Annotated in this window: 21 protein-coding genes; 10 read left to right on the top strand and 11 right to left on the bottom strand. The window is 74.1% G+C overall.

The window, feature by feature from the left end:
• Nucleotides 1-20: 20 nt before the first annotated feature.
• Nucleotides 21-731 carry a FadR/GntR family transcriptional regulator gene (locus tag AMK13_RS15740; RefSeq protein WP_074002731.1) on the bottom strand — a complete coding sequence of 237 codons (711 nt, stop codon included), beginning with the start codon at nt 729-731 and terminating at the stop codon, nt 21-23.
• Between the two features lie 70 nt (nt 732-801).
• Nucleotides 802-1,329 carry a hypothetical protein gene (locus AMK13_RS15735; RefSeq protein WP_074002730.1) on the bottom strand — a complete coding sequence of 176 codons (528 nt, stop codon included), beginning with the start codon at nt 1,327-1,329 and terminating at the stop codon, nt 802-804.
• Between the two features lie 112 nt (nt 1,330-1,441).
• Here AMK13_RS15735 and AMK13_RS15730 point away from each other — a divergent pair, with 112 nt between their 5' ends.
• Nucleotides 1,442-2,308, top strand: coding sequence for a GNAT family N-acetyltransferase (locus AMK13_RS15730; RefSeq protein WP_074002729.1), 867 nt, complete (start codon nt 1,442-1,444; stop codon nt 2,306-2,308).
• Nucleotides 2,309-2,404: 96 nt separating this feature from the next.
• Here the strand turns inward: AMK13_RS15730 and AMK13_RS15725 are convergent, their stop codons facing one another.
• Nucleotides 2,405-3,244: a helix-turn-helix domain-containing protein gene (locus tag AMK13_RS15725; RefSeq protein WP_074002728.1), complete on the bottom strand. Its 840-nt coding sequence runs from the start codon at nt 3,242-3,244 to the stop codon at nt 2,405-2,407.
• A 231-nt stretch (nt 3,245-3,475) separates the two neighbouring features.
• Here AMK13_RS15725 and AMK13_RS15720 point away from each other — a divergent pair, with 231 nt between their 5' ends.
• The 5 genes from AMK13_RS15720 to AMK13_RS15700 all read left to right on the top strand — a co-directional run bounded on the left by AMK13_RS15720 (nt 3,476) and on the right by AMK13_RS15700 (nt 10,764).
• Nucleotides 3,476-4,951 (top strand): MFS transporter, encoded by a 1,476-nt coding sequence (locus AMK13_RS15720; RefSeq protein ID WP_079272166.1) that lies wholly within the window; start codon nt 3,476-3,478, stop codon nt 4,949-4,951.
• Nucleotides 4,952-5,184: 233 nt separating this feature from the next.
• Entirely contained in the window at nt 5,185-7,173 is a 1,989-nt protein-coding gene (locus tag AMK13_RS15715) for a hypothetical protein (protein WP_074002727.1), read from the top strand.
• Nucleotides 7,174-7,319: 146 nt separating this feature from the next.
• Nucleotides 7,320-7,808, top strand: coding sequence for a SitI3 family protein (locus AMK13_RS15710; protein WP_074002726.1), 489 nt, complete (start codon nt 7,320-7,322; stop codon nt 7,806-7,808).
• A 210-nt stretch (nt 7,809-8,018) separates the two neighbouring features.
• A complete protein-coding gene (locus AMK13_RS15705; RefSeq protein WP_074002725.1) occupies nt 8,019-9,548 on the top strand; it encodes a glycosyl hydrolase family 18 protein in 1,530 nt (509 codons plus the stop codon).
• A gap of 331 nt (nt 9,549-9,879) precedes the next feature.
• The gene (locus tag AMK13_RS15700; protein ID WP_107418750.1) at nt 9,880-10,764 is read left to right on the top strand and encodes an aminoglycoside phosphotransferase family protein; all 885 of its coding nucleotides are present in this window, start codon (nt 9,880-9,882) and stop codon (nt 10,762-10,764) included.
• A gap of 61 nt (nt 10,765-10,825) precedes the next feature.
• On the opposite strand, the gene AMK13_RS15695 is transcribed toward AMK13_RS15700, so the two are convergent.
• The 5 genes from AMK13_RS15695 to AMK13_RS15675 all read right to left on the bottom strand — a co-directional run bounded on the left by AMK13_RS15695 (nt 10,826) and on the right by AMK13_RS15675 (nt 16,173).
• A complete protein-coding gene (locus AMK13_RS15695; protein WP_074002723.1) occupies nt 10,826-11,503 on the bottom strand; it encodes a response regulator in 678 nt (225 codons plus the stop codon).
• Complete coding sequence (locus AMK13_RS15690) at nt 11,500-12,774, bottom strand: sensor histidine kinase (RefSeq protein WP_074002941.1); 1,275 nt, start codon at nt 12,772-12,774, stop codon at nt 11,500-11,502. The genes AMK13_RS15695 and AMK13_RS15690 overlap by 4 nt, the downstream gene beginning before the upstream one ends.
• 120 nt (nt 12,775-12,894) lie before the next feature.
• Nucleotides 12,895-13,743, bottom strand: a complete 849-nt coding sequence (locus AMK13_RS15685) for a hypothetical protein (RefSeq protein WP_074002722.1) — start codon at nt 13,741-13,743, stop codon at nt 12,895-12,897.
• Nucleotides 13,740-14,684, bottom strand: a complete 945-nt coding sequence (locus AMK13_RS15680) for an ABC transporter ATP-binding protein (RefSeq protein WP_049649773.1) — start codon at nt 14,682-14,684, stop codon at nt 13,740-13,742. The genes AMK13_RS15685 and AMK13_RS15680 overlap by 4 nt, the downstream gene beginning before the upstream one ends.
• Nucleotides 14,685-14,853: 169 nt before the next feature.
• The gene (locus AMK13_RS15675) at nt 14,854-16,173 is read right to left on the bottom strand and encodes a cryptochrome/photolyase family protein (protein ID WP_074002721.1); all 1,320 of its coding nucleotides are present in this window, start codon (nt 16,171-16,173) and stop codon (nt 14,854-14,856) included.
• A gap of 157 nt (nt 16,174-16,330) precedes the next feature.
• On the opposite strand from AMK13_RS15675, the gene AMK13_RS15670 reads away from it, so the two are divergent.
• The gene (locus tag AMK13_RS15670; protein ID WP_074002720.1) at nt 16,331-17,314 is read left to right on the top strand and encodes an aldo/keto reductase; all 984 of its coding nucleotides are present in this window, start codon (nt 16,331-16,333) and stop codon (nt 17,312-17,314) included.
• A 39-nt stretch (nt 17,315-17,353) separates the two neighbouring features.
• On the opposite strand, the gene AMK13_RS15665 is transcribed toward AMK13_RS15670, so the two are convergent.
• The 3 genes from AMK13_RS15665 to AMK13_RS15655 all read right to left on the bottom strand — a co-directional run bounded on the left by AMK13_RS15665 (nt 17,354) and on the right by AMK13_RS15655 (nt 20,368).
• Nucleotides 17,354-18,064, bottom strand: a complete 711-nt coding sequence (locus AMK13_RS15665; RefSeq protein WP_079272163.1) for a DedA family protein — start codon at nt 18,062-18,064, stop codon at nt 17,354-17,356.
• Between the two features lie 203 nt (nt 18,065-18,267).
• Nucleotides 18,268-19,116 carry an alpha/beta fold hydrolase gene (locus AMK13_RS15660; protein ID WP_107418749.1) on the bottom strand — a complete coding sequence of 283 codons (849 nt, stop codon included), beginning with the start codon at nt 19,114-19,116 and terminating at the stop codon, nt 18,268-18,270.
• A gap of 22 nt (nt 19,117-19,138) precedes the next feature.
• Nucleotides 19,139-20,368 carry a saccharopine dehydrogenase family protein gene (locus AMK13_RS15655; protein ID WP_074002718.1) on the bottom strand — a complete coding sequence of 410 codons (1,230 nt, stop codon included), beginning with the start codon at nt 20,366-20,368 and terminating at the stop codon, nt 19,139-19,141.
• Nucleotides 20,369-20,452: 84 nt separating this feature from the next.
• Here AMK13_RS15655 and AMK13_RS15650 point away from each other — a divergent pair, with 84 nt between their 5' ends.
• The 3 genes from AMK13_RS15650 to AMK13_RS15640 all read left to right on the top strand — a co-directional run bounded on the left by AMK13_RS15650 (nt 20,453) and on the right by AMK13_RS15640 (nt 23,949).
• Entirely contained in the window at nt 20,453-22,078 is a 1,626-nt protein-coding gene (locus tag AMK13_RS15650) for a flavin-containing monooxygenase (protein WP_074002717.1), read from the top strand.
• A 71-nt stretch (nt 22,079-22,149) separates the two neighbouring features.
• Nucleotides 22,150-22,668: a hypothetical protein gene (locus AMK13_RS15645; RefSeq protein WP_074002716.1), complete on the top strand. Its 519-nt coding sequence runs from the start codon at nt 22,150-22,152 to the stop codon at nt 22,666-22,668.
• Between the two features lie 57 nt (nt 22,669-22,725).
• The gene (locus tag AMK13_RS15640; RefSeq protein ID WP_074002715.1) at nt 22,726-23,949 is read left to right on the top strand and encodes a GNAT family N-acetyltransferase; all 1,224 of its coding nucleotides are present in this window, start codon (nt 22,726-22,728) and stop codon (nt 23,947-23,949) included.
• The last annotated feature ends 20 nt before the right edge of the window (nt 23,950-23,969 follow it).

The following is a 23,969-nucleotide window of genomic DNA, read 5'->3' as shown; positions in this document are numbered from 1 at the left end:
CAGTCGGGAGGGCTGCGGGCTCAACGCTCCTCGGCCGCACGCGAGTCGGCGATCTCGTGGTCGCGGGTGAGCCGGACGATCGCGGCGGCGGCCTCGCGGGCGCCGCCCTCGTCCCGGGTCTCGATCGCGTCGACGAGCCGCCGGTGCAGGCCCCCGTGCTCCTCGGCGTGGGCGGCGTTCCAGGTCGGGCCCCCCAGGTGCGAGGTGAGCGCCGTGCCGAGGTAGTCGTACACCTCGATCAGCAGCTCGTTCCCGCTCGCCCGGACGACGGACCGGTGGAAGAGCGCGTCGACGTCCGTGGCCGCGGACGCGTCCTCGCCGGCGGCGGCCGCCTCGGCGTCGGCCAGCAGCTCCCGCAGCTGCCGCACCTGCCCCTCGCTGCGGCGCAGGGCCGCGGCGCCCGAGGCGTACTCCTCCAGAACGGTCCGCAGCTCCAGCACGTCGTCCCGCTTCGCGGAGCCCGCCCGCCGCACCATCACCGACTGGAGCTCGCTGGCGGAGCGCACATAGGTGCCGTCACCGGCTCTGGGCTCCAGCAGGCCGAGGTGCACCAGCGCACCGATCGCCTCCCGCAGCGTGCTGCGCCCGACCCCGAGCTCCTCGACGAGGGCCTGCTCCGGCGGGATCCGCGTCCCGACCGGCCAGCCCCCCGTCTCGATGTGCGAGCGGAGGCTCTCCACGAGCTGGGCGGACAGGCTGGCCGTGCGCCGCGGCGCGCTGATGCGTGTCATGGGAGGACCATATACAAACATCAGACATTTGAACATCGTCTCTTCGGCCCGGGGCCCCGGGTACGGAGCGTCACTCCTGGTAGCAGCACCCGCCGTACTCGTCGCAGTCGTACTCGATCCCGCCGTCGGAGCTGTGGGTGCGGCTCAGCCTCCGGTCGTCCACGGGGCAGATCGGGACGAAGGACGGATTGACCTGGAGGAAAGTCGAGTCCTTCAGGGAGAATACGGAATTGACGACGTCGAGGCCGTGTTCGCGGATCCCCTGCTGAATGAAGTCGAATGCGTCGTAGACATGGCCGCAGCCGCACGTGATCGGGGTGCACCTGAAATTCTTCACCCTGACGCCCAGCTCCACCCTGATCCTTTCGGTTTCCTCGGGGGATATCGGGCGGAGTCCTGTGCGGCGGGTCCGCTCCGGAGTCCAGAACCGCTCCTTGACGAGCGCGGCCTGGGCGCGGGTCAGGTAGAACGAGGCCGTGGTGCCACTCGTGATCGTGGCGAGGACGATGTCCGCGACGGCTTCGTCGTTCGCTGAGGTCACCACCTTTCCGGTGGCGACCATTCTGTCGATTTCCGCTAGCAGCTTCATGGTGTCCACTTCCTTATTGTCAGTATGCGACCTCCCGCAAGTGCTCACAAGCACCAGGAGAATTACCGGCCGGCCGGTAAACGGGTTGCGGAAATCCCGGACGGGGTGTCAGATTCCGGCTATGACGATTGTGCTGGGAACGCCGACCGCGGGCGGGGTGCGCGAGGCCATGGGCGCGCTGCGGGAGTGGCAGGACGACGGAGCGCCGATGCAGCTGCACGCGGGGGACATCGGCTGGAACTGTCGGTTCGGCACGGCTGAGACGGCCGCGGTGGTGCGGACCTGGAGCCGGGGCGGGCGGATCCTCGCCGTCGGGATGCTGGACTCGCCGACGGTGCTGCGGATGACGGTCGCTCCCGACGCCTTCCGGGACGAGGACCTGGCGCGGCGGCTCGTCGAGGACGTCTCGCTGCCTGAGCGCGGCGCGCTGCCGGAAGGCGCGGTGTCCGTCGAGGCGCCGCCGGGCCTGCTGCTCCACGACCTGCTGACCGAGGAGGGCTGGGGCGTCGACGAGCCGTGGACGCCGCTGTTCCGCGACCTCGCGCAGGCGGTGGAGGACCCGGGCGTACGGATCAGGGCGATCGGCCCGGAGCAGGCGCAGGACTTCGCCGACGTTCTGCGGTCGGCGTTCGGCACCTCGCGGCCGACGCGCGCGTACTGGCACGCGATGTCGGCGGGGCCGTTCTTCGCCGACGCCCGCTGCCTGGGCGCCTACGACGACCGGGGCAGCCCGGCGGCGGTGGTGACGGTCTGGTCGGCCGGCCCGGGGAGGCCGGGGCTGGTCGAGCCGATGGGCGTCCACGAGGACCACCGCGGTCGCGGCTACGGCCGGGCGATCACCCTCGCCGGGGCGGCCGCGCTGCGGGAGCTGGGCTCGTCGAGCGTTCGCGTGTGCACACCGAGCTCCAACCTCGGTGGCGTCGCCACGTACCGGGCGGCCGGGTTCGAGGCGCGGCCGGAGATCGGCGACCGGATCCGCAAGGCCTGACGCCGCTACGGCCGGGGCCCTTCGGCCGAGGCCGACGCCGGGGGCGCACCCGACCTGACGGCCGCCGAGACCAGCTGGGTCCGGGCGTGGGCCGGTTCAGCGGTCCGCCGCGGCCTGCCGCAGGGCGCGGTGGCTGGGGGAGCCCTCGGCCGCGGTCAGGACGACGAGTTCGAGATTGTGGGTGCCGGGGATGACGTAGGCGGTGTAGTCCAGGTCGAGCTGGCCGGCCCGGGGGTGGTGGAAGCCGTGGCTGCCGGTGGCCGGGCCGCGGACGTCGTGTTCCTCCCAGAAGGCGGCGAACCGGCTGCTGCGCGCCGTCAGTTCGGCCACGAGGCGGTTGCCGCGTTCGTTGTGGGGGTCGGCGGCCAGGGCGTGGCGCAGGCGGTGGACGTTGCCGCGTGCCGTCTTCTCCCAGTCGGTGAGGAGTCGGGGTGCCCGGGGGTCGCAGAAGACGAACCAGGCGAAGTTGCGCTGCTCGGGCCGGAGTTCGGCGTAGTCGAGGAGCAGCCAGGCCTCGGCGTCGTTCCAGGCGAGGATGTCGCGCATGGGGGTGACCACGTGGGCGGGCCACGGGGTGATCGAGGCGAGGAGCCGCAGGGTCGCCTCCGGCACGTCCGGGGCCACGGCGGCCGGGCCCGCCTGGTGGACGGGGTTTCCGGTGGCGAGGTGGTGGAGGTGGCGGCGGGCGTCGGCGTCGAGCTGGAGGGCGGTGGCGAGGGCGTCCAGGACCTCGGGGGAGGGGCGGCGCTGACGGCCCTGTTCGAGCCGGGTGTAGTACTCGGGGCTGATGCCGGACAGGGTGGCGACCTCGGCTCTGCGCAGTCCGTTCAGCCGGCGGGTGCTGGTGCGGGGCAGGCCGGCGGCCTCCGGGGTCAGTCGGGCCCGGCGGGTGCGCAGGAAGTGGGCCAGTTCGGGGAGTGCCGCTGATGGTGCCATGCGGCGAGTATCGGTCGCCTGGCGGCGCGGGGGGTAGCCCTGCCAGGGCCACCCCCGGCGGGGCCTGCCCGCGGCGGTGTCTCGTCGCGGTGCGCGCGGCGGCGCAGAGTGGCTGCCGGGGGCGCCGCGCGACGCGGGCGGCCCTGGTCGCCGACGGGCCGGTTCCGGTGTGTCGGCGCGTTCGCGCGTCCGTCGTTCCCGGTGCGCGTCCTTCGTCCTTGGAGTCCGTCCATGCCCGCACGTCCCGGCGAACCGTTCTCGCCTGCCCCGCCCATGCCCGTACGGCCCGTACGGCCCGGGGGACCGGAGTCCGCCGGGCCGGGGCCCGAAGCCCCGCCGTCCGTCCGGTACGCGCCCCTGGCGGTGCTGAGCGCGGCGGCGGGCCTGGACGCCGGTGGTGTCGCCGTCCTCAACAGCGCCCTGCCCTCGGTGGGCGCGCGGTTCGGAACCTCGGCGCAGAACCTGTCCTGGGCGGTGACCGGCTACGCCCTCGCGTTCGCGGGACTGCTGCTGTGCGGCGGGGCGATGGCGGACCGGCTGCGGCGTCGGCGGGTGCTGGTCGGGGGCCTGGTGACGGTGGCGGCGGGCGCCGCGCTGGCGTTCGCGGCGCCCGCGTTCTGGGCGGTCGTGGTGGGGCGCGTGCTGCAGGGCGCGGGGGCGGCGATCACCATGCCGGCGGCCACCGCCCTGCTGACCTCGGTCTATGCCGACGGGCCGATGCGTTCGCGCGCGCTGGGCGTGTTCTCCGCCGCGCAGGCGGGCTGTTACGGGGCCGGTCTGGTCCTCGGGGGCGTGGTCACCGGCGCCTTCGGCTGGCGCTGGGTGTTCGCGCTGCAGGCCCTGGCGGCGGCGGTCACCGCCGTCGCCGCCGTGCGGTGGCTGCCACCGGGTGAGCGGCACCGCCGGGGCTCCCTGGACGTGACGGGGGCCGGGGCGCTGGTGGCGGCGATCGCCCTGACCGTCTTCAGCGCGGACCTGGCTTCCCGCCCCGGCGGCGGCCCGCTCGCGGCCGCGCTGCTGGCGGCCGCCGTGGCCGGGGGTTGGCTGTGGTGGCGCCGCGGGCGCACCCGGGGCGGGGACGCGGTCCTGCTGGACCGGGACCTTCTGCGCACGCCCGGCGTGCGGACCGCGGCGGTGGTGGCCGGCGCGTTCTACTTCTGCGTCACCGGGTCGCTGTTCCTGCTGCCGCTCTACCTCCAGCAGGTGCGCGGCATGCCGCCGGCCGTCTCGGGCCTCGCGGTCCTCCCCGTCAGCCTGGCCGTGGCCGCGGCCGCCCTAGTCTCCGGGCGGCTGATGAGGACCCGCGGACCGCGCCCGCTGCTGGCCACGGGCCTGCTGCTCACCGCCGGCGGCGTGCTGCTGTGGTGCGCGGCGGGGGAGCACAGCCCGTACCTCGGACCGGTGCTGGCCGGCCTGGTCGTCACCGGCATCGGGCAGGGCCTGGCCTTCCCCGCCATCACCGTCACCGGCCTGCGCGACGTGCCGGACCAGGCCCACGGCACCGCCTCGGCGGTCACGGCCACCGCCCTGCAGATCGGCAGCGGCATCGGCCCCACCGTCCTCGCCGGCATCGCCCAGAGCGTCGGTGCGGCGGGCCACGGCGAACTGTCCCTGGGCGGCCACCACCTCGCCTACGCGGCGGCGGCCCTACTCCTGCTGCTCGTCGGCCTCCCGGCCACGGCCCGTCTCGGCAGGCGGGGCGGCTGACGGTGCCACGGTGCCGGGCGCCGAGTGCCGGGTGAACCCGAGGGGAAGGCCCCGCCCCAGCGCGGTGAAGTCTCGGTGGTCGTGACCCGGGATTTGCATGAACCAGTCAACAGGGCTGTCCGTCAGTGTTATGTTACCCGGCGGTTCGAGAGTCTGTGCGACGACTCCGAGCTGTGCGTCCCGCCACAAGTCACCACTGCCTCAGCACCGTTGACCCCGAAGGGACCCTCCACGTGACCGTGCGCAAGCTGACGCTGTCAGCCGCGGCGACAACCACCGTGCTCCTCCTCTGCGGCGCCGCCCTCACCGGGGCGGCGGCCTCACCGGCCGCCGCGAGCACCACCGCGACCACCTCGACGACCGCGCCCTCGACCACCGCGCCGACCGCGCCCACCGACCCGTCCGCCTCGTCCGCCGACCCGAGCACGTCGGCGACGCTGGCGCCCCCGACGTCCGGCACGGCCGCGGCCACGGTGGCGGCCCCGGCGCAGGGCAGCGCGCCGGCGACCGCCACCACCGCTCCCGTCCTCGCGCTCTCCTCCTTCGACCCGAACAGCGGCACCGCCGTGCTCGCACCGGCCACCGCCGGTCCGCAGTCGCTGTCCGCCCAGGCCACGGCCGCTGACGCCGCGTCCGCCGTCCAGCCCGGACAGCTGATCGACAGCCCGCCCACCCCGGCGGCCCCGCACGGCGCGCTGGTCGCCGTCACCGGTGTGCAGTCGACCGCCGACGGGAAGGTGGCCGTCACCACCCGCCCGGCCACCCTCCCCGAACTGCTCGGCGGCACCAGCACCAACCTGCGCAGCGCCGTCAGCCCGAGCAGCTTCGAGGTCCACCCGCAGATCGGCGGCGTCAAGGTCGTCACCGACTTCGGAGCGACCTCCGGCCAGGGCTCGGTCTCCGGCAGCCTGGGGCTGAGCGCCGACGCCACCGTCCCGCTGCCCGACGGCAGTTCGGCGAAGCTGTCCGGCTCGGTCTCGCTCCACCCGGCGATCGACTTCTCCTACCAGGGCGGCCTCGGCCTCATCGACCCCCAGCAGGCCCGGGTCGGCTTCACCCTGGGCGCGCACGCGGACTGGCGGGTCAGCGCGAACCTCACCGCGAGCACCGGGCCGGTCCGGATCCCGCTCGCCACGTACAGCGCCAGCCCCGTGGTGATGGTGGGCCCGCTGCCCGTCGTGATCAACCTGGCCTTCACCCTCTCCGCCGACGTCAGCGCCGACGGCACCGTCACCCTCGACGCCGAGCAGGCCTACGACGGCCAGTGGGGCGTCCACTCCGACTACGTCAAGGGCCCGGGCTGGACCACCACCACCGACCCCGGGAACTCCACCGTCTCCCCGCTGCGCCTCGACCTGAGGGGCTCCGCCTCGGCGAAGGCCGGCCTGCTCGCCGAAGGCTCGATCGCCCTGTACGACACGGTCGGCGTGAAGGCCTCCATCGAGCCGTACCTGCGGGCCGCCGTCAACGGATCCGTCGTCCTCGACGGCACCAGCACCACGCCGACCGTCAACGGCACGGCCGCCCTCTACGGCGGACTCGACATCAACGGGGCGCTGATGGCCCGGCTCGCCATCCTCGGCACCCCGATCCTCGAGGCCGACCTGCCCTTCCTCGCCTTCCACCGCGAATGGCCGCTCGTCTCGGTGGGCGCCGGACAGTCCCCGGTGCCCCTGGTGAACTGGACCGCGCTCAGCGCCGGCCTGTTCGACGACAACCGCTCCGCCTACCTCAAGACCCGGCCGGACTGGGACCCGCGCGCGCTCAAGGCCTCCTGCCCGGACGGCACCCGGCTGATCGGCCTCAGCCACGGCGGCGACAACGGCCTGTGCACGGACGTCACGAAGCCGGACCTCTGGGACGCCGGCCACGCGTACGTCGTCGACCACGGCGGCACCTACGTGACCACCGACTGGGCACCCGGCTACGCCAAGGCCCAGTGCCCGGCCGGCTCCGTCCTCACCGGCTACAGCCGCAACGGCCGCACCATGGGCGCGCTCTGCGCCAAGTCCGCGGCCCCGCTGGGGACATCGACCCGCACGCTCTGGTTCGACAAGGGCGACAACCGCCCCACCGCGGCCGCCGGCGGCGACTTCTCCTACGGCTTCGCCAAGGGCCAGTGCGCCAACGACGAGGTCGCCGCGGGCCTGGCCTACACCCAGCCCTGGTGGCAGCTCTGGGCGGCCCGGCCCTACGCGCTGCTCTGCCAGAAGCTCGCCTGACGGTGCGGACGTGACGTGGTGATGCCCGCCGGGGCATCACCACGTCACCCCGCTGTCCTGTGTTCGGGGCGGGCACGACCATCACGGTGATCGACATGTACGGCAAGGTGGTCTCCCTCAGCCCGTAGAAAGAGGGAGGGACGGAGATGGCGATCTCCTACAGCCTCGACCTGGTGACCACGTGGACCACGGCCGAGGTCGCCCGGAGCCTCGCCGACGCCGCCCGGCCGATGCGGCTCTTCGATGCCACCGCAAGCATCGACACCCTGCTCGGAGACGGCGCGCTCACCGTGCACGGCACCTGGATCCGGGTGACCCCTTGCAGGCCCACTCCCTGGGGGGACCCGCGGATCGGCGGCCGCGTCTTCACCCCGACCGTCTCGGTCGCGTTCCGGCTGGGCAAGCACACCGACATCCCCGGCCAGCAGGACGACATGGCCCGCCTGACCGACGGCCTCCTCGCGCAGGTGCCCGGTGACGCGGTCCTGCACCTCGACTACGAGGACGTCTGGCTGGTGCGCCAGGACGGCGTGCTGGCCCTCAGCGAGAACCCCGACATGTGGCCGCCGAACCGCCTCGCCGCCGTCCCGGGGCCGTACCGCCGTCGGACACACGAGTTCACCGACTGGGACTGAACCCCGTGGGATCGAACTGAAGGAGTGCCATCACTCCAGGGGTGCAAAGCGCCCGAAGATCACCCGTTCGAGTGAAGATCCAGAATCGAGCAAACCGAACTGACTGGCCGTCATCGACGATGCATGCGGAACAGGTCGTTCAGCGCTCCGCTGGTTCGGCGAGGGCGACCTGCGTTCGTACGCATCGTGTGCACTGAGGGGATCCACGTCATGAGTGAGCTGGTCAACGCCACCGACCCGGGTATCGACGTCAACGGCACGGCATGGGGCAAGGGCGCGGCCGAGAAGACCTACCAGGCCAACGGCTTCGACCCGGCCCGGGAGGACAGCAAGCTTTCCTACACCCCGCGCCGTGCGGCGAAGACGGTCTTCAACACCTACCAGGGCGGCAACGGCCTGACCCTGTCCGGGTACGTGGCCGCCGACGCCGCCCACGACTCCCGGTACGGCACCTCCGCCGCCGGCACCGGCGTCGACTACCGCCAGGGCGGGCCGGGCGCGGATATCGCGCGCATCCCCGCAGACGCCTTCGACGAGATCGTCATCGGCGGCGTCGGCATCATCGGCGACGAGGGCGAGCGCAAGGACGCGATCGACCGCGCCGCCCGCGACTTCAAGCTGGCCGGCCAGCGCGGCCGGGCCACGTTCACCGACAGCCTCGGCGCCGTCCTCGCCTCCATCGGCTACGGCTTCGACGGCGCTCCCAGCGGTGACGCCGCCGCCGACTTCACCCAGGACAAGGCCCACGGCCTGCTCGGCACGGTCGCCGCCCTGGCGAAGAGGAACCCGAAGCTGAAGGTCGGACTCGACGTCGGCGGCTGGGAGTTGAGCGAGGCCTTCCACCACATCGCCAAGGAGGCGAAGTCCCGGGAGGCGTTCGCCGACTCCCTCGCCCGGATCTTCCAGGCCTTCCCCATGTTCACCGCCCTCCACCTCGACTGGCAGTACCCGGGCGCCACGGGCAACGCCGCCAACGCCTACGGCCCCGAGGACCCGGAGAACTTCGCCCAGCTCATCCGCGCGGTCAAGCAGAAGCTCCCGAACGCCACCATCGCCATCAGCGCCCCCGCGGCCGTCTACAAGATCAAGGACATGAACATCCCGCTGCTCGTCGCCTCCGGCGCGCAGCGCATCAACCTCCTTGCCTTCGACCTCTTCGGCACCCCGTGGGCCGCCGGCCTCGGGCACCACGCCCCGCTGCGCCACGACCCCAACGACCCCGAGGGGAACAGCGTGGACGCCGCCGTGACGTACCTGGTCGAGGAGCTGAAGGTCGCCCCGGGCCTCATCCACCTCGCCTGCGCCACCCACACCCGCAACGCCCAGCGGGCGACGGTCAGTGCGATCTCGCCGCTGCGGGGCGCCTACGAGCCGAACTGCGACGGCACGACGGTCGGTTCGTTCGAGTCGGGCAAGAGCGAGCAGGCGGACGTCCTGCGCAACTACCTCGACCTGGAGGGCGGCAAGGGCCGCAACGGCTTCACCCTGTATACCGACACCCGCGCCGACGCCGACTTCCTCTACAGCGAGCAGAGCAGCGTGTTCATCTCCCTGGACACCCCGCGCAGCGTGAAGGCCAAGGCCGAGTACGCCCGCGCCAACAAGCTCGGCGGCCTGTACGCCTACCGGGCCGACGGCGACACCGGCCTGCTCGCCAACGCCGCCCGTGAAGGCCTCGGCCACACGGTGACCGCCACGGTCGTCGACATGAAGCCCCTCTACGTCACCGGGCGTAGCTGACCCACGCGCCGCCCGCTCAGGAGTGGGCACTTCACACAACGAGAGGGCCCAGCCGCAACCAGCGGCCGGGCCCTCTTCGCGTCCCGTGGAACCCCAGGCGCCGGGTGGCCGCCCGGTGGCAGCCGGCCGGGTTCCCCGCGCTGCTGCGGCCACCACGTCCTCACCCGTAGGGCTCATGGGCGAGCCTCGGCACGGTGCCACGAGGCTCGACGAATACGGGTTGTCGAACCTGCGTCGGGTGGGTTCTACTCGCGTGGAGCGAGCGTCCGTCCGCTCACACCGGAGCCAGCCAAGGGGGTACCTGTTGAACGATGTTCCGGATCTCGGGCCGATGCCCCGGCGGGTCACCGTCAGTGCCGAACAGGCGGGGCGGCTCGTGGCCGAGCAGTTCCCGCAGTGGGCCGCACTGCCTGTGACGGCTGTGGAGAACGGCGGCTGGGACAACCGGACCTTCCACCTGGGCGAGGACATGGTGCTCCGGCTGCCCAGCGCGGAGGAGTACGCCCTGGCCGTGGAGAAGGAGCACCGCTGGCTGCCCGAGCTGGCACCGGCTCTCCCGCTGCCGATCCCGGTGCCGCTGGCGAAGGGGAGTCCTGGTGCGGCCTTCCCGTTCGCGTGGTCGGTCTACGGGTGGATCGACGGCACGCCCGCGACGTTCGAGTCGGTCGTCGATCCGATCGGCTTCGCCGGGAGCCTGGCTGGCTTCGTCGCCGCGTTGCAGGGCGTCGATGCCTCGGAAGGGCCGCAGCCCGGCAAGCACAACTGGTTCCGTGGCGCGACGCTGCGGACGTACGAGGCGCAGGCGCTCGGTGCGCTGGACGGGCTGCGCGGCCACGTCGACGTCGCGTCGGCGCACGAGCTGTGGACTCAGGCGCTCGCGGCGCGGTGGGACGGGGCCGACGTCTGGTTCCACGGCGACCTCGCCAAGGGAAACCTGCTCCTCGAGGACGGACGGCTCGCCGCCGTCATCGACTTCGGTACGTGTGGCGTGGGGGACCCGGCTTGCGACCTCGCGATCGCGTGGACCCTGCTCTCGGCCGACGGCCGCGACCTGTTCCGGAAGCGGCTGGGCGTCGACGACGCCACGTGGGCGCGCGGACGCGGCTGGGCGCTGTGGAAGACGCTCGTCTCGTGCGCCAACAGCCTGGGCGAGGACGGCGCCGACGCCCGTGACGCGCGCCGCGTGCTCTCGGGGATCCTCGCCGATCGGGGCTGAGGGGTCGTAGGGGCGGTAGGGGCGCGCTGGAAGACAGCGCGCGGCCGGGGGCGGGCGGCCGTCAGACGGGCGGGTTGGGGCGGGTGAGGCCGCGGTCGTAGGCGAAGATCACGGCCTGGACGCGGTCGCGGGCGCCGATCTTGGCCATCACGCGGCTGACGTGGGTCTTGACGGTCGACTCGGCGAGCACGAGGCGGCTCGCGATCTCGTTGTTGCTCCAGCCCTGGGCGACGGCGACGAGGATCTCGCGCTCGCGGTCGGTGAGGGCGTGCAGCCGGCTGTCCTCGACGGGGGCGGCGCCCGGCGGCCGGGTCGGCAGGTGGTGGGCGTAGGCGTCGAGGAGGCGCCGGGTGATGGCGGGGGCGACGACGGCGTCGCCGACCGCGACGGCGCGGATCCCGGAGAGCAGCTCCTCGGGGCGGGCGTCCTTGAGGAGGAAGCCGCTGGCGCCGGCCCGCAGGGCGGAGTGGGCGTACTCGTCGAGGTCGAAGGTGGTCAGGACGAGGACGCGGGAGCGGCCGCCGGTGGCGACGATCCGGCGGGTGGCCTCGATGCCGTCCATGCCGGGCATGCGGATGTCCATGAGGACGACGTCGGGCCGCAGGTCGGCGGTGAGCCGGACGGCCTCGGCGCCGTGGGCGGCCTCGCCGACGACCTCGGTGTCGGGTTGGCTCTCCAGCAGCATGCGGAAGCCGTACCGCTGCAAGGGCTGGTCGTCCACGATGAGGAGGGTGGTCACGCGGGGCCGCCTGTCGGGTCGGGGGTGAGGTCGAGTACGGCCTCCACGGTCCATCCTGCCCCGGGCCCGGGGCCCGCCGTGACGGTGCCGCCGTACAGGGCCGCGCGTTCCCGTATGCCGGCGAGGCCGTGGCCCTCGCGGGGCGGCCGGCCGGGGGCGGACGGCGGGGGGCCGTCGGGCGGGCCGCTGTCCCGTACGCGCACCCGCAGCCGGTCGTCCCCGGAGGTGAGCGTGACGTGGGCCCGGGTGCCGGGGCCGGCGTGCTTCAGGGTGTTGGTGAGCGACTCCTGGACGATGCGGTAGGCCATCAGCTGGACCCCGCGGTCGAGGGCGTCGAGGTCCCCGGCGGCCGTGTACACCACCTGGGGGCCGGCCGCGCGGATGCGGGCGCACAGCCCGTCGACGTCGGCGATGCCCGGCTGCGGGGTGAGTTCGGCGTCCTCGCCCTGGTCGCGCAGGACGCCGAGCATCCGCCGCAGCTCGCCGAGCGCCTGGCGGCTGGTGTCGCCGATCAGCAGCAGCGCCTCGCGTCCGCGCTCGGGGGAGGCCTCGGCCGCGTAGGCGCCGCCGTCGGCGAGGGTGACGATGACGGACAGGTTGTGGCCGATGATGTCGTGCATCTCCCGGGCGACCCTGGTGCGCTCGGTGACGGCGGCCAGCCGGCTGCGCTGGTCGCGCTCGATCTCCAGCCGGGCCGCGCGTTCCCGCAGCCCGGCGAGCTGGGCGCGGCGGATCCGCACCGCGATGCCGAGGGCGACGGCCGCCGTCGCGGCGCTGAACAGGAAGAACAGCGCGTCGCCGACGGGCAGCCCGGAGGACACCTCCGCGGCGACCAGGGTGCTCGCCGCGGCCATGGCCGCGCACGCCCAGGCCAGGTGCCGCAGGCTCCCGTGCAGGGCCAGGCTGTAGAGGGCGACGAGCAGGGCGGCGTCGGCCCGCAGTGCCGCGCCCGTGGACCACTGGACGACGAAGACGGTCATGATGGCCGCGAACGCCGCCGTCGGGCGCCGCCGGCGCCAGAGCAGGGGCAGGACGAGGCCCGCCTGGAGGGCGAGGGTCGCGGCCAGGGGCAGCCGGACGAAGTGGATCCGGTGCTCGCGCGCGTGGTCGGCGTCGCCGTGGAGGAGGTCCGGGAGGCCGAACGCCAGGAGGACCACGACGACCACGGCGGTGTCCAGGACCCACGGGTGGGCGCGGTCGGCCTGCCGGACCCGCTGGCCCAGGCGGGCCAGGCGCGCGAAGGCCGGGTGGGAGGGGAGCGGGTCGGGCACGGGCGGCGGCGCGGACGGGACCGGTCCCCGGGTGTCGAGGTGGCTCACGGTCGTCACCTGTCGTACGAGGGAGGGGCGGGGCTGCGGCACCCGGAGGACCGGGTGCCGCACCGGAGTCTCTCAGACGTCGCTGCGCACGAGTCGCACCGCTGCGCCGGCCAGGGCGAGCACCGTCCACAGGAGGAAGACCGCCAGCCCGGCGGCGGGCGACAGGGTGGTCGAGTCGTGGTGCAGGGCGAACATCGCCTCGCCCGCGTGGCTGGGCAGGTACGGGCTGATGTGGCTCTGCCAGGACGTGGGGAGCAGCGAGACGAGGCCGGGGACCAGCATCAGGGTGGCCACCAGGACGGAGATGCCGCCGGCCACGGAGCGCAGCAGCGCGCCCAGGGCGACGCCGATCACGCCGACGAGGGCGAGGTAGAGGCCCGCGCCGAGCAGTCCGCGGACGGCGCCGGCGCTGGAGAGGTCCATCGCCACGCGGGTGCCGGACAGGATGCCGCTGTCGGTGAGGAAGGCGACGAACACGCCGACGGTGCCGAGCAGCAGGGCGATCACCCCGTACACGGCCGCCTTGGACCAGAGGACCGGCAGGCGGCGCGGCACGGCGGCCAGGGTGGAGCGGATCATGCCGGTCGAGTACTCGCCGGCGGCGATCAGCACGCCGAGGACGCCGAGCGCGAGCTGGGCGAAGTTGGTGCCGAACAGGGACAGGCTCAGGGTGGTGGCGTCGGAGAAGTCCCGGTCCAGGTGCCGGCCGGAGTCGAGCCTGGACTTGAACTGGACGGCGGCGATCAGGCCGAACGCGACCAGGAACAGCAGGGCCAGGCCGAGGGTGATCCAGGTGGAGCGCAGGGACCACAGCTTGGCCCACTCCGAGCGCAGCACACGCGCGGCGGTGACCTTGTAGACGGGGCGCTCGGGCCCGGGGCCGGCGGGCGTGGCGGTCTGGCTCGGTGCGAGGGTGCTCATGCCGCGCTCCTCGGGGTCTCGACAGTGGCAGTGGTGGTGGTGCCGTGGTACTCGACGGCGTCCCGGGTCAGGTCCATGAACGCCTGCTCCAGGGAGACCGTGCGGGTGGCGAGTTCGAACAGGGCGATGCCGTGCGAGGCGGCGGTCAGGCCGATCTCGCGGGCGGTGCGGCCGGTGACGAGGAGTTCCTCGGAGCCGGAGCGGCCGGAGATCTCCACGCCGGGGCCGGCGAGCAGGGTGCGCAGCCGGGCCGGGTCGGCGCTGGCCACCGTGACGGCGTCGCCGCCGGCCTCGCGGACCAGGTCCTGGACGGTGGTGTCGGCCAGCAGGCGGCCCCGTCCGACGATGATCAGGTGGTCGGCGACGAGGGCGACCTCGCTCATCAGGTGGGAGGAGACGAAGACGGTGCGGCCCTCGGCGGCGAGCGAGGTGAGGAGGTTGCGGATCCACAGGACGCCCTCGGGGTCGAGCCCGTTGACCGGCTCGTCGAGCATCACCGTCGCCGGGTCGCCCAGCAGGGCGGCGGCGATCCCCAGCCGCTGGCCCATGCCGAGCGAGAACGCCCCGGCCCGCTTCCGCGCCACCGACCGCAGGCCGGTCAGCTCGATCACCTCGTCGACGCGGCGGCGCGGGATGCCGTGGGTGTGGGCCTGCGCCATCAGGTGGTTGAACGCCGAGCGGCCGGGGTGGATCGACCTGGCCTCCAGCAGTGCGCCGACCTCCTGGAGCGGAGCGGCGTGCTCGGCGTAGCGGCGGCCGTTGACGCGCACCGAGCCGCCGGTCGGCGCGTCCAGTCCGACGATCATCCGCATGGTGGTGGACTTGCCCGCCCCGTTGGGCCCGAGGAAGCCGGTGACCGTACCCGGCCGGACCGTGAAGTCCAGCCGATCGACGGCGGTCTTCTCCCCGTACCGCTTCGTCAGCTGGTGCGCCTCGATCATCGCTCACCCTCAACGTTCGTGGGCCGGGTCGTCCCGGCCGCCGGTACCTTCCACGCTAGGTTCGACGGCGCCGCGATCCGTGGTACCCGGGGCCGATCATCGCCGGGGCCGTAGTACCGGGGTACCGTGCGCCCGTCCGCCTCCTGGCTCAGCCCGCCCGCCGTCGCGCTCAGTCCAGGCCCCGCCCCCGGCGGAACCGCTCGGTGAGGGCGTCCGGGGCGATGAGCGGCGCCGGGTAGTCGGCGCCGTGCAGCCACGGGCGGTGGACGGCCGGGCCGGGCAGGTGGGCGAGCTCGGGGACCCAGCGGCGGACGTACGCGCCGTCCGGGTCGTAGCGGTCGGCCTGGCGCAGCGGGTTGAGCACCCGGTTGGGGCGGGTGTCGGTGCCGGTGCCGGCGACCCACTGCCAGTTGAGCTGGTTGTCGGCCACGTCCCCGTCGACCAGCAGCGACAGGAAGTGGGCGGCCCCGATCCGCCAGTCCAGGTACAGGGACTTGGTGAGGAAGCTTGCCGTCAGCAGGCGGGCGCGATTGTGCATCCAGCCCTCCTCGGCGAGCTGGCGCATCCCGGCGTCGACGATCGGGTAGCCGGTGCGGCCCTGCCGCCAGGCTTCGGCCTCGCGCTCGTCCCGGTGCCAGTGGTCGTCCCTGGCCCGGTAGTCGCGGTGGGCGGCGTCCGGGCGGGCGGCGAGCACCTGGTGGTGGAAGTCCCGCCAGGCGAGCTGCCGGACGAAGGCCTGCGCGCCCTCGCCGTCGTGCCGCAGGGCGCGCTCGACGAGTTCGGTGGCGGAGAGGCAGCCGAAGTGCAGGTACGGGGAGAGCCGGGAGGTGGCGTCGGTGGCGAGGTCGTCGTGCACCCGCGCGTACGCGTCGACGTCCCAGCGCCGCCACCGCCGCCTGGCCGCGCTCTCACCGCCGGGCGGCAGCGCGGGCGAGAGCGGTGCGGAGGGCGGGAGGCTCTCGCCGCCGATGCCGTCCGGGGTGTCGAGCGCCCGGGGCGCGCCCAGCACCGTGCGGCGGGGCGTCCGCTGCCAGGCGCGGTGGTACGGGGTGAAGACCGCGTAGTGGTCCCGGCCGGCCGGGGTGATCCGGCCCGCCGGGACGACCGTCAGCGAGGCGTCGTGGACGTGCAGGCGGTCGCCGAACACCTCGCGCAGCCGTTCCTCCCGCCGGTGCGCGAAGGCGCTGACGCCCGCGGCGACGTGCACGGTGGCGGCACCGGCCTCGGCGGCGACCCTGGCCGCCTGCTCGGCGGGCTCGCCGCGGCGCACGACCAGCCGGGAGCCGATCCGGCGCAGCGAGGCGTCCAGGTCGGCGAGGCAGTCGGCCAGGAATGCCAGCCGGTTGGGCGCGGCGAACCCGGCGCCCTCGACGGCGGGGTCGAGGACGAACAGCGGCACGACCCGGTCGGCCGCGGTGTGGGCGGCGTGCAGGACCGGGTTGTCGTGCAGCCGCAGGTCCTGGGTGAACAGGGCGATCGATACGGTCACGGGTGGGCCTCGCAGGTGGTGCCGACGTCGGTGTCCCCAGCTTTCCACCCGGACGTCCGGAGCCGTCGGCGGTGCGACGCGGTACGACGAGGTACGACGAGGTGTGCCCACCGTGCGGCGTGGTGCGCTGGGGTCGCCGCGTGAGAGGCTCGCCCCCATGGAACAGCGCGTACTCGGCCGGACCGGCCGCCCCGTCTCGATCGTCGGACTCGGCACCTGGCAGCTCGGTGCGGACTGGGGGGATGTCCGGGAGGAGGACGCCCTCGCCGTGCTGGAGGCCTCGGTGGAGGCCGGCGTCACCCTCTTCGACACCGCCGACGTCTACGGCGACGGCCGCAGCGAGCGGCTGATCGGCCGCTTCCTGAAGGACCGCCCGGACGCCGGGGTGTTCGTCGCCACCAAGTTCGGCCGCCGGGTCGAGCAGCGGCCCGAGCACTACAACCTCGCCAACTTCCGTTCCTGGGCCGACCGTTCGCGGGACAACCTGGGGGTGGACCGGCTCGACCTGGTGCAGCTGCACTGCCCGCCGACGCCGGTCTACTCCTCGGACGAGGTGTTCGACGCCCTGGACACCCTGGTGGCGGAGGAGCGGATCGCCTCGTACGGGGTGAGCGTGGAGACCTGTGCGGAGGCGCTGACCGCGATCGCGCGCCCGAACGTCGCGAGCGTGCAGATCATCCTGAACGCGTTCCGGCTCAAGCCGTTGGAGCGGGTGCTGCCCGCCGCCGAGGCGGCCGGGGTGGGCATCCTCGCCCGGGTGCCGCTGGCCTCGGGGCTGCTGTCGGGCCGGTACGACGAGCACACCGTCTTCGCGGCGGACGACCACCGCACGTACAACCGCCACGGCGAGTCCTTCGACCAGGGGGAGACCTTCTCCGGGGTGGACTTCGCGACGGGCGTCGAGGCGGCGGCGGAGTTCGCCGGGTTCGCGCCCGAGGGGGTGAGTTCGGCGCAGGCGGCGCTGCGCTGGGTCACCCAGCAGCCGGGGGTGACGACGGTGATCCCCGGGGCGCGCAACGTGGCGCAGGCCCGGGCCAACGCGGCGGCCGCCGACTCGGCGCCGCTCCCGCCGGCCACCCTGGCCGCCGTGCGCGAGCTGTACGACCGGCGGATCCGGGCGCAGGTGCACGGCCGCTGGTGACCGGAAGCGGCGGCGGGCGCCGGTGAGGGGGCGGCGGCGTCAGGGCCGTCCGCCCCGCTGCCCGCTGTCCCGCCGCTCTTCCGCCCGCTGCTCTCCGTCCCGCTGCTCTCCGTCCCGTTGGGCCCGGGCCGGGGTGCGGTCGCCCTCCCCGGAACCGCGTCGGCGCAGGAACCACCAGACGGCGAGGGAGACGACGACGAGCGCGCCGATCACCAGGGCGAGGACCCGGCCGACGGTGCCCTCGACCCGCGTGTAGGCGGCTCCGGCGAAGTAGCCGAGCAGGGTGAAGCCGACGCCCCAGAGGAGCCCGCCGAGGGCGTTGAACAGGACGAAGCGGCGGTAGGGCATCCGGGACATGCCGGCCAGGGTGGGCACCATGGCGCGGAAGAAGGCGACGAACCGGCCGAAGAAGATGGCGGCCGGCCCGCGTCGGCGGATCAGCTCCTGGGCCTGGTCGACCCGGTTGGCGTGGCGCCGCATCGGGCGGGTGTCGAGGATCCTCGGGCCGAGGTGGCGGCCGATCTCGTAGCCGGCGGTGTCGCCGAGGACGGCCGCGCAGACCACGGCCAGGACGAGCCAGCCGACCGGGGCCCTGCCCTGGTGGGCGAGGAACCCGCCGAGGACGGCGGCGGTCTCGCCGGGGAGGAAGAAGCTGAAGAAGAGGGCGTCCTCGGCGAACACGAGGGCCGCGACGACCACGCACACGACCGGGCCGGACAGGCCGCTCAGCCAGTCGGTGATCGAGTGCATCGGCCACCCCGTTCGGGATCGGCGCCCCTCTCCGCTCCAATGTAGTGCCTGCCGCCCGTCGGGGGCGCGGGGCGAGGTCGGCCGTCATGGCCGCCCCGGTCCGGACCGGGGCGGCCACGTGGCCTACCGGTAGGCGGGTGCCGGGCGGTCCGGGGCCGGGACCCGCGCGTCGCACCCGCCGCCGAGCCCTCGCGCGACGCGCTTCACAGGTCGTTCCAGAACGAGCCGAGCAGGGCGGCCGTCTCCTCGGTGCGCTCGATCTGCGGCAGGTGACCGGTTCGCGGGAAGAGGTGGGTACGTGCCCGGGGCAGGGCGGACGCGGCGTTGAGGAGATGGCGGGCGGGGAGGATGCGGTCGTGGGTCCCCCAGACGACCAGCGTCGGGAGGTCGAGCGCCGAGACCTCCGTCAGCAGCTCCGTCCGCCAGCCGGGACGTACGCCGCGCCAGGAACCGAGCTCGCGGGCCACTTGCCGCAGCGTGCGGGCGGCTCCTTCGCGGCGGGCGAGGGCGAGTGCGGCGGCTGTCCGTTCGGGGGTCGCGAAGGCCGGATCGTGGAAGAGGGAACGCTCCGCGAACTGTGCGTTCCCCTCGGTGGGGCGCAGGAGAAACCGCCAGAGCAGCGGCGGGTCGAGGACCCGCAGCGCCCAGGTGACCTCGCGGCCGAACCCGGCGCTGTTGAGCAGTGCCAGCGAGGACACGCGCGCGGGGGCCTGGACGGCGAGCCGCATCGCGATGGCGCCGCCGAGGGAGTTGCCGACCACGTGGACGGCGGAGGTGAGGCCGAGTCGGTCGAGTGCCCGCTCGACGTGCCCGGCCAGCGAGGGGAGCCGGCAGTCCGGCAGGGGCTGGGACCGGCCGAACCCCGGGACGTCGATCGCGATGAGCCGGTGGCCGGGCAGGGCCGCCTGGAGCGGTGCCCAGTCCGCCAGACTGCGGTCCAGACCGTGCAGCAGGAGCACCGGGGGGCCGCTGCCCGTCGCGGCGTAGCGGACGGTGCGTCCCGCGACGTCGATGACGTCGGTGGGGGGTGTGGTGGCCGTCACTGGTGGCATGTCCTGTCTCCTGGGTCGCGGTTCACGGGGCCGGGGTCACGTCGATGACCACGCCGTCGCGGGGGCCGTCGTCGCCGGGAAGGTCGGGCACGTGGCGTGCCAGGTCGAGGAAGAAGCGGTCGGCGTCGATGGCCGTCTCCGGCGGGTGGACGCCGGGGCGGCCACCGGTGCCGTCCAGCAGTTGCGCGAGCCCCAGCGCCAGGGGCAGGCCGGTCGCCTCCGCCATGTCGTCGATCAGCGCCGAGGCGCCGGGCGTGTCGGCGAGCCGGGCCAGGACGGTGACGCGGCGGCCGTCGCGGGTGCCCGTGGCGGCGGCGAAGAACGGTGGCAGTGACCCGGGTCCCTTGCGGGTCATGGCACCCGCGGTGGCCCGCAGCGCGCGGCCCACCGTGGGCTTGGCGAGTGCGGCCGCCGCGGTCTCGTTGGTGAGTCTTCCGGCGTCGATGTCGCGGCGCAGGACGTCGAGGTAGGCGAGTGTGCCCGGGGTGACGACCATGAGGTTGGCGGCCTCGCCGGCCGGTCGGAAGCTGCGGTGCAGGGTGACCGGCTCGGGGTGGCCGACGGTGTAGGCCGTGCCGGTGCGTCCGGCGGACACGGAGAGCGCGACCGGCTGGAGCGGCCGCCGGTGGACGAGCCGTCCGCCGCTGACCATCGCGACCTTCCCGCTGATCTGCTCCATCCAGTGCACGGCGGCCGCGCTGGGGCGCCCGTCGGGGTCGCTGAGCTGCTCGTCGTCCCCACCGCCGCCGGAGACGTCGACGGGCCAGGCGGTGTACAGGTCCTGGACCTGGTCCAGGTGCCGGACGGCACGTGTGGCCAGCAGGTTGCTGACACCGGGGCTGGCGCCCATGCCCACCACCGCACGGACCCCGGCGGCCCGGGCCTCCTCGTCCAGGCCGAGCATCCGCAGGGTCGGCTCCCAGTCGTCGCAGATGTCCAGGTAGTGGGTGCCGGTCGCGATCGCGGCCCGCAGCACGGTCAGGCCGAAGCGGTAGTACGGCCCGACGGTGTTGAGGACGGCGTCCGCGCCCTCCAGGGCGGCGTGCAGGGCGCGGCCGTCGGTGACGTCCACCGTCAGCGCCCGCATCGGCGCGCCACCCGTGCCGCCCTCGTCGAGCCGGCGCACCAGCGTCCGGGCCGCCTCCGGGTTCCGGTCGGCCACGACGATCTCGGTGACGCCGGTGAGTCCGGCGGCCACGCGTACCGCCACGGCGCCCATCGCTCCGGGGCCTCCGAGAGCCAGAATCCTCATTCGCCACTCCATCTATCGTAAGAGTTACGATCGTTATGTCTACGATAGCATTCAGTTCGAACAGTCTTCGGCCGGAGGGGAACCATGACCGACCCGCACACCACGAGCCCGGCCCCGCGCGAAGCGGCCGGCGCCTCACCCGGACACGTGTCCGTCGTCATCGTCGGCGCGGGATTCGCGGGCCTCGGCACGGCCATCCGGCTGCTGCGGGAGGGCCACCGCGACCTGCTGCTCCTGGAGCGGGCCGACGAGGTCGGCGGCACCTGGCGGGACAACGCCTATCCCGGCTGCGCCTGTGACGTGCCCTCGCGCCTGTACTCGTTCTCGTTCGCACCCAACCCCGCCTGGAGCAGGCGCTTCGCGCCCCAGGAGGAGATCGACCGGTACCTGAAGCACTGCGTCGGCCGGTACGGCCTGGCGCCCCACCTGCGGCTCGGCTGCGAACTGCGCCGCGCCACCTGGGACGCCGAGCGGCTGCGCTGGGAGCTGGACACCAGCGCCGGACCGCTCAGCGCCGGGCTGCTGGTGATGGCCCAAGGGCCCCTCTCGGAGCCGGCCGTCCCCGCGCTGCCCGGCCTGGCCGGCTTCACCGGAGAGGCGTTCCACTCCGCCGGGTGGCGGCACGACCTGGACCTGTCGGCCAAGCGGGTGGGCGTGATCGGCACCGGCGCGAGCGCCGTCCAGTTCGTCCCCCACCTGCAGCGCACGGCCCGGCAGGTGACCGTCTTCCAGCGCACGCCGTCATGGATCGCCCCGCGCCGGGACCGGCCGGTGCCGGCGTGGCAGCACCGCCTGTTCCAGCTGTCCCCGACGGCGCAGCGACTGGCGCGGGGCTGGGAGTACCTGGCACGGGAGGCGACGCTGCCGGCCCTGCTCGGCAACCGCGCCATGTCCGAGCTGGGGCGCCGGGAGGCCCTGGCCCACCTGCACCGCCAGGTCGAGGACCCCGAGCTGAGGTCCAAGCTGACCCCGGACTACGCGCTGGGCTGCAAGCGGGTCCTGCTCTCCGACGACTACTACCCGGCACTGGTGCAACCCAACGTCCGCGTCGTCACCGACCCGATCGCGAGCATCGGACCGGACACGGTCCTCACCACCCCGCGCGGAGGCACTCCGGCCGCGTCCGCCGGCACCGCATCCGCCGGCACCGCGCATCCGGTGGACGTCCTGGTCTTCGGAACCGGATTCCGGGTCACCGACGCCTCCTACGCGAAGCACGTCATCGGCAGTGACGGACGGTCCCTGGACGAGGTCTGGCAGGGCAGCCCGCAGGCACACCTCGGCACGACCGTCGCGGGATTCCCCAACCTGTTCCTGATGGCGGGACCCAACACGGGCGTGGGACACACCAGCCTCATCCACATGATCGAGTCGCAGATCAACTACCTCCTCAGCACCCTGCGGCTGATGCGGAGCCGCGGTCTGGGCTCCGTGGACGTGCGCGCGGAGGCGCAGCACGCGTACAACGCCGAACTGGAGGAGCGGATGGCCCCCACGGTCTGGGCCGCGGGCGGCTGTTCCGGCTGGTACCAGGACCGCACGGGCCGTGTCACCACCATCTGGCCCGCGTCGACCTGGCGGTTCCGCCGCCGGACCCGGGCCATCGACCCGGACGAGTACGTCCTGACGGCGCCGCGCGTCGCCCCGGACCGGTCCGGCTCCGACGGGCCCGTCCGCGCGGGCGCCGGTGAAGCGCAGCCGGGGTCATGACGGGTTCACACCGCCGCCGGGCGAACGGCTGCGCCCGCGGCCACCGGAGACTCCTGTCCTGGGAGACGTCGGTGGCCGCGCCCCGTACCCCCGCCGCCCGGCTCGTCGCCTTCGAGGCGTCGAGCACCCTGCTCTTCGCGGTGCCGATGCTGGTGGTCACCACGTCAGGCCGGTCCAGCGTGCCCGAATGGGCCCAGTTGCTGGGGCTCGCCCTGCTCCTCACGATGATCGCGGCGCTGGTGCACACGTGTCGGCTGACCACCGCCGAGGGGCTGCGGCTGGTCACCGGTGGGGCCGCCGGGCAGGGCGGGCGGGCGGCCGGGCGGCTGCGCCAACAGGCCGGAGCGGAGCGGCGGTTGGCGTGGCTGCTGGTCCTGTATCCGGCCGTGCTGGCGATCCTGCTGCCCGTCCCCGACACCTGGGTGCGTTTCTGGTTCTGGTCCACGGTGCTGCTCGGCCTGTCCGCGATGCTCTCGCTCGGCTCGCTGCTGCGCGGCGCGGGCCACCCGGACCGTCGGCACGGAGGACTTCCGACGCCCCCTGATCCGACGCCCCCTAATTCGGTTGACCCGGTCGCGCGGCCGCGCTGAACTTCGGGAGGCGCCGCACCAAGTGGCGCCGGCAACACGGGGAGGCAGCAGCACCACATGGAGATCCGTTCCACGACCGACCAGGACCTCGACGCGTTCGTCGCCACCTTCCACACCGCGCTGGGGCGCTTCTCGGACACCCCCGGCGCGGACGGCGGCGGGGTCTGGTGGGCCGCGACCGAGATGGACCGCAACCTGCTCGCCGTGACGGCGGACGGGCGGCCCGTCGGCACCGCCGGTGCGTACACCTTCGAACTCACCCTGCCCGGGCAGGTCGTCGTCCCGACCTCCGGAGTGACGGCCGTCGGCGTCCTGCCCACCCACCGGCGCCAGGGCGTGCTCACCGCGATGATGCGGCACCAGCTCGCCGAGCTGCGGGGCCGGGGGGAGTTCCTGTCGGTGCTGCTGGCCTCCGAGGCCGGGATCTACGGCCGGTTCGGCTACGGCCCGGCGACGTACACCCAGCGGCTGACGGTGCAGCGCCGCCAGGCCGCCTTCGCCGCGCCCCGGGCGGCGCGGCCGACGGCCGGGGCTCAGGCGGGCGGCTCGGTCGAGCTGTTCAAGCGGGCCGACTGCGGGCGGATCCTCGAGGAGGTCTACGACCGCTACCGCCGCGCCCAGCCCGGCGCGCTCTCCCGGCCGCGCCGCTGGTGGGAGCTGGGCGCGGGCCAGGTGCCGACCGCCCCGACGGCGCGCCACGTCGCCGTCCACCGAGGCGCCGACGGAACGCCGGACGGGTACGCCAGCTACTCGATGGACGGGGACACCCTGACGGTCGACGAGACCATCGCCGTCGACGACGCCGGCTACACCGACCTCGCCCGGTTCGTGCTCGGCCACGACCTGGCCGCCCAGGTCGTGCTCAAGCACGTCCCGGCGGAGCACCCGCTGCGCTGGCAGCTGGAGGACTTCCGCGCCGTCCAGCCGGGCGGCGAGACGGACTGGCTCTGGGTACGGCTGCTGGACGTCCCGCGCGCGCTGACCTCGCGCGGCTGGTTCACGGACGGCGAGCTCGTCCTGGACGTCGACGACCCGTTCCTCGGCGAGCACCACCGCCACCTGCTGACCGTCCGGGACGGGAAGGCCGAGTGCGTCCCGACCGACCGGGAGCCGGACCTCTCCCTGGACATCCGGGACTTGGGCGCGGTCTACCTCGGCGGCACCGCCCCGAGCGCGCTCGTCCGGGCCGGGCACGTCCTGGCCCACCGCCCCGGCGCGGCCGCCCTCGCCGACGCCCTGTTCCGCGCCGAGCGCACGCCGCACTGCCTGCACTGGTTCTGATCCGGCGGCCGCCACCCGCG

The organism is Streptomyces sp. CB02056 (assembly GCF_001905545.1).
Classification (GTDB): Bacteria; Actinomycetota; Actinomycetes; order Streptomycetales; family Streptomycetaceae; genus Kitasatospora.
This window is presented reverse-complemented; position numbering and strand designations above follow the sequence as displayed.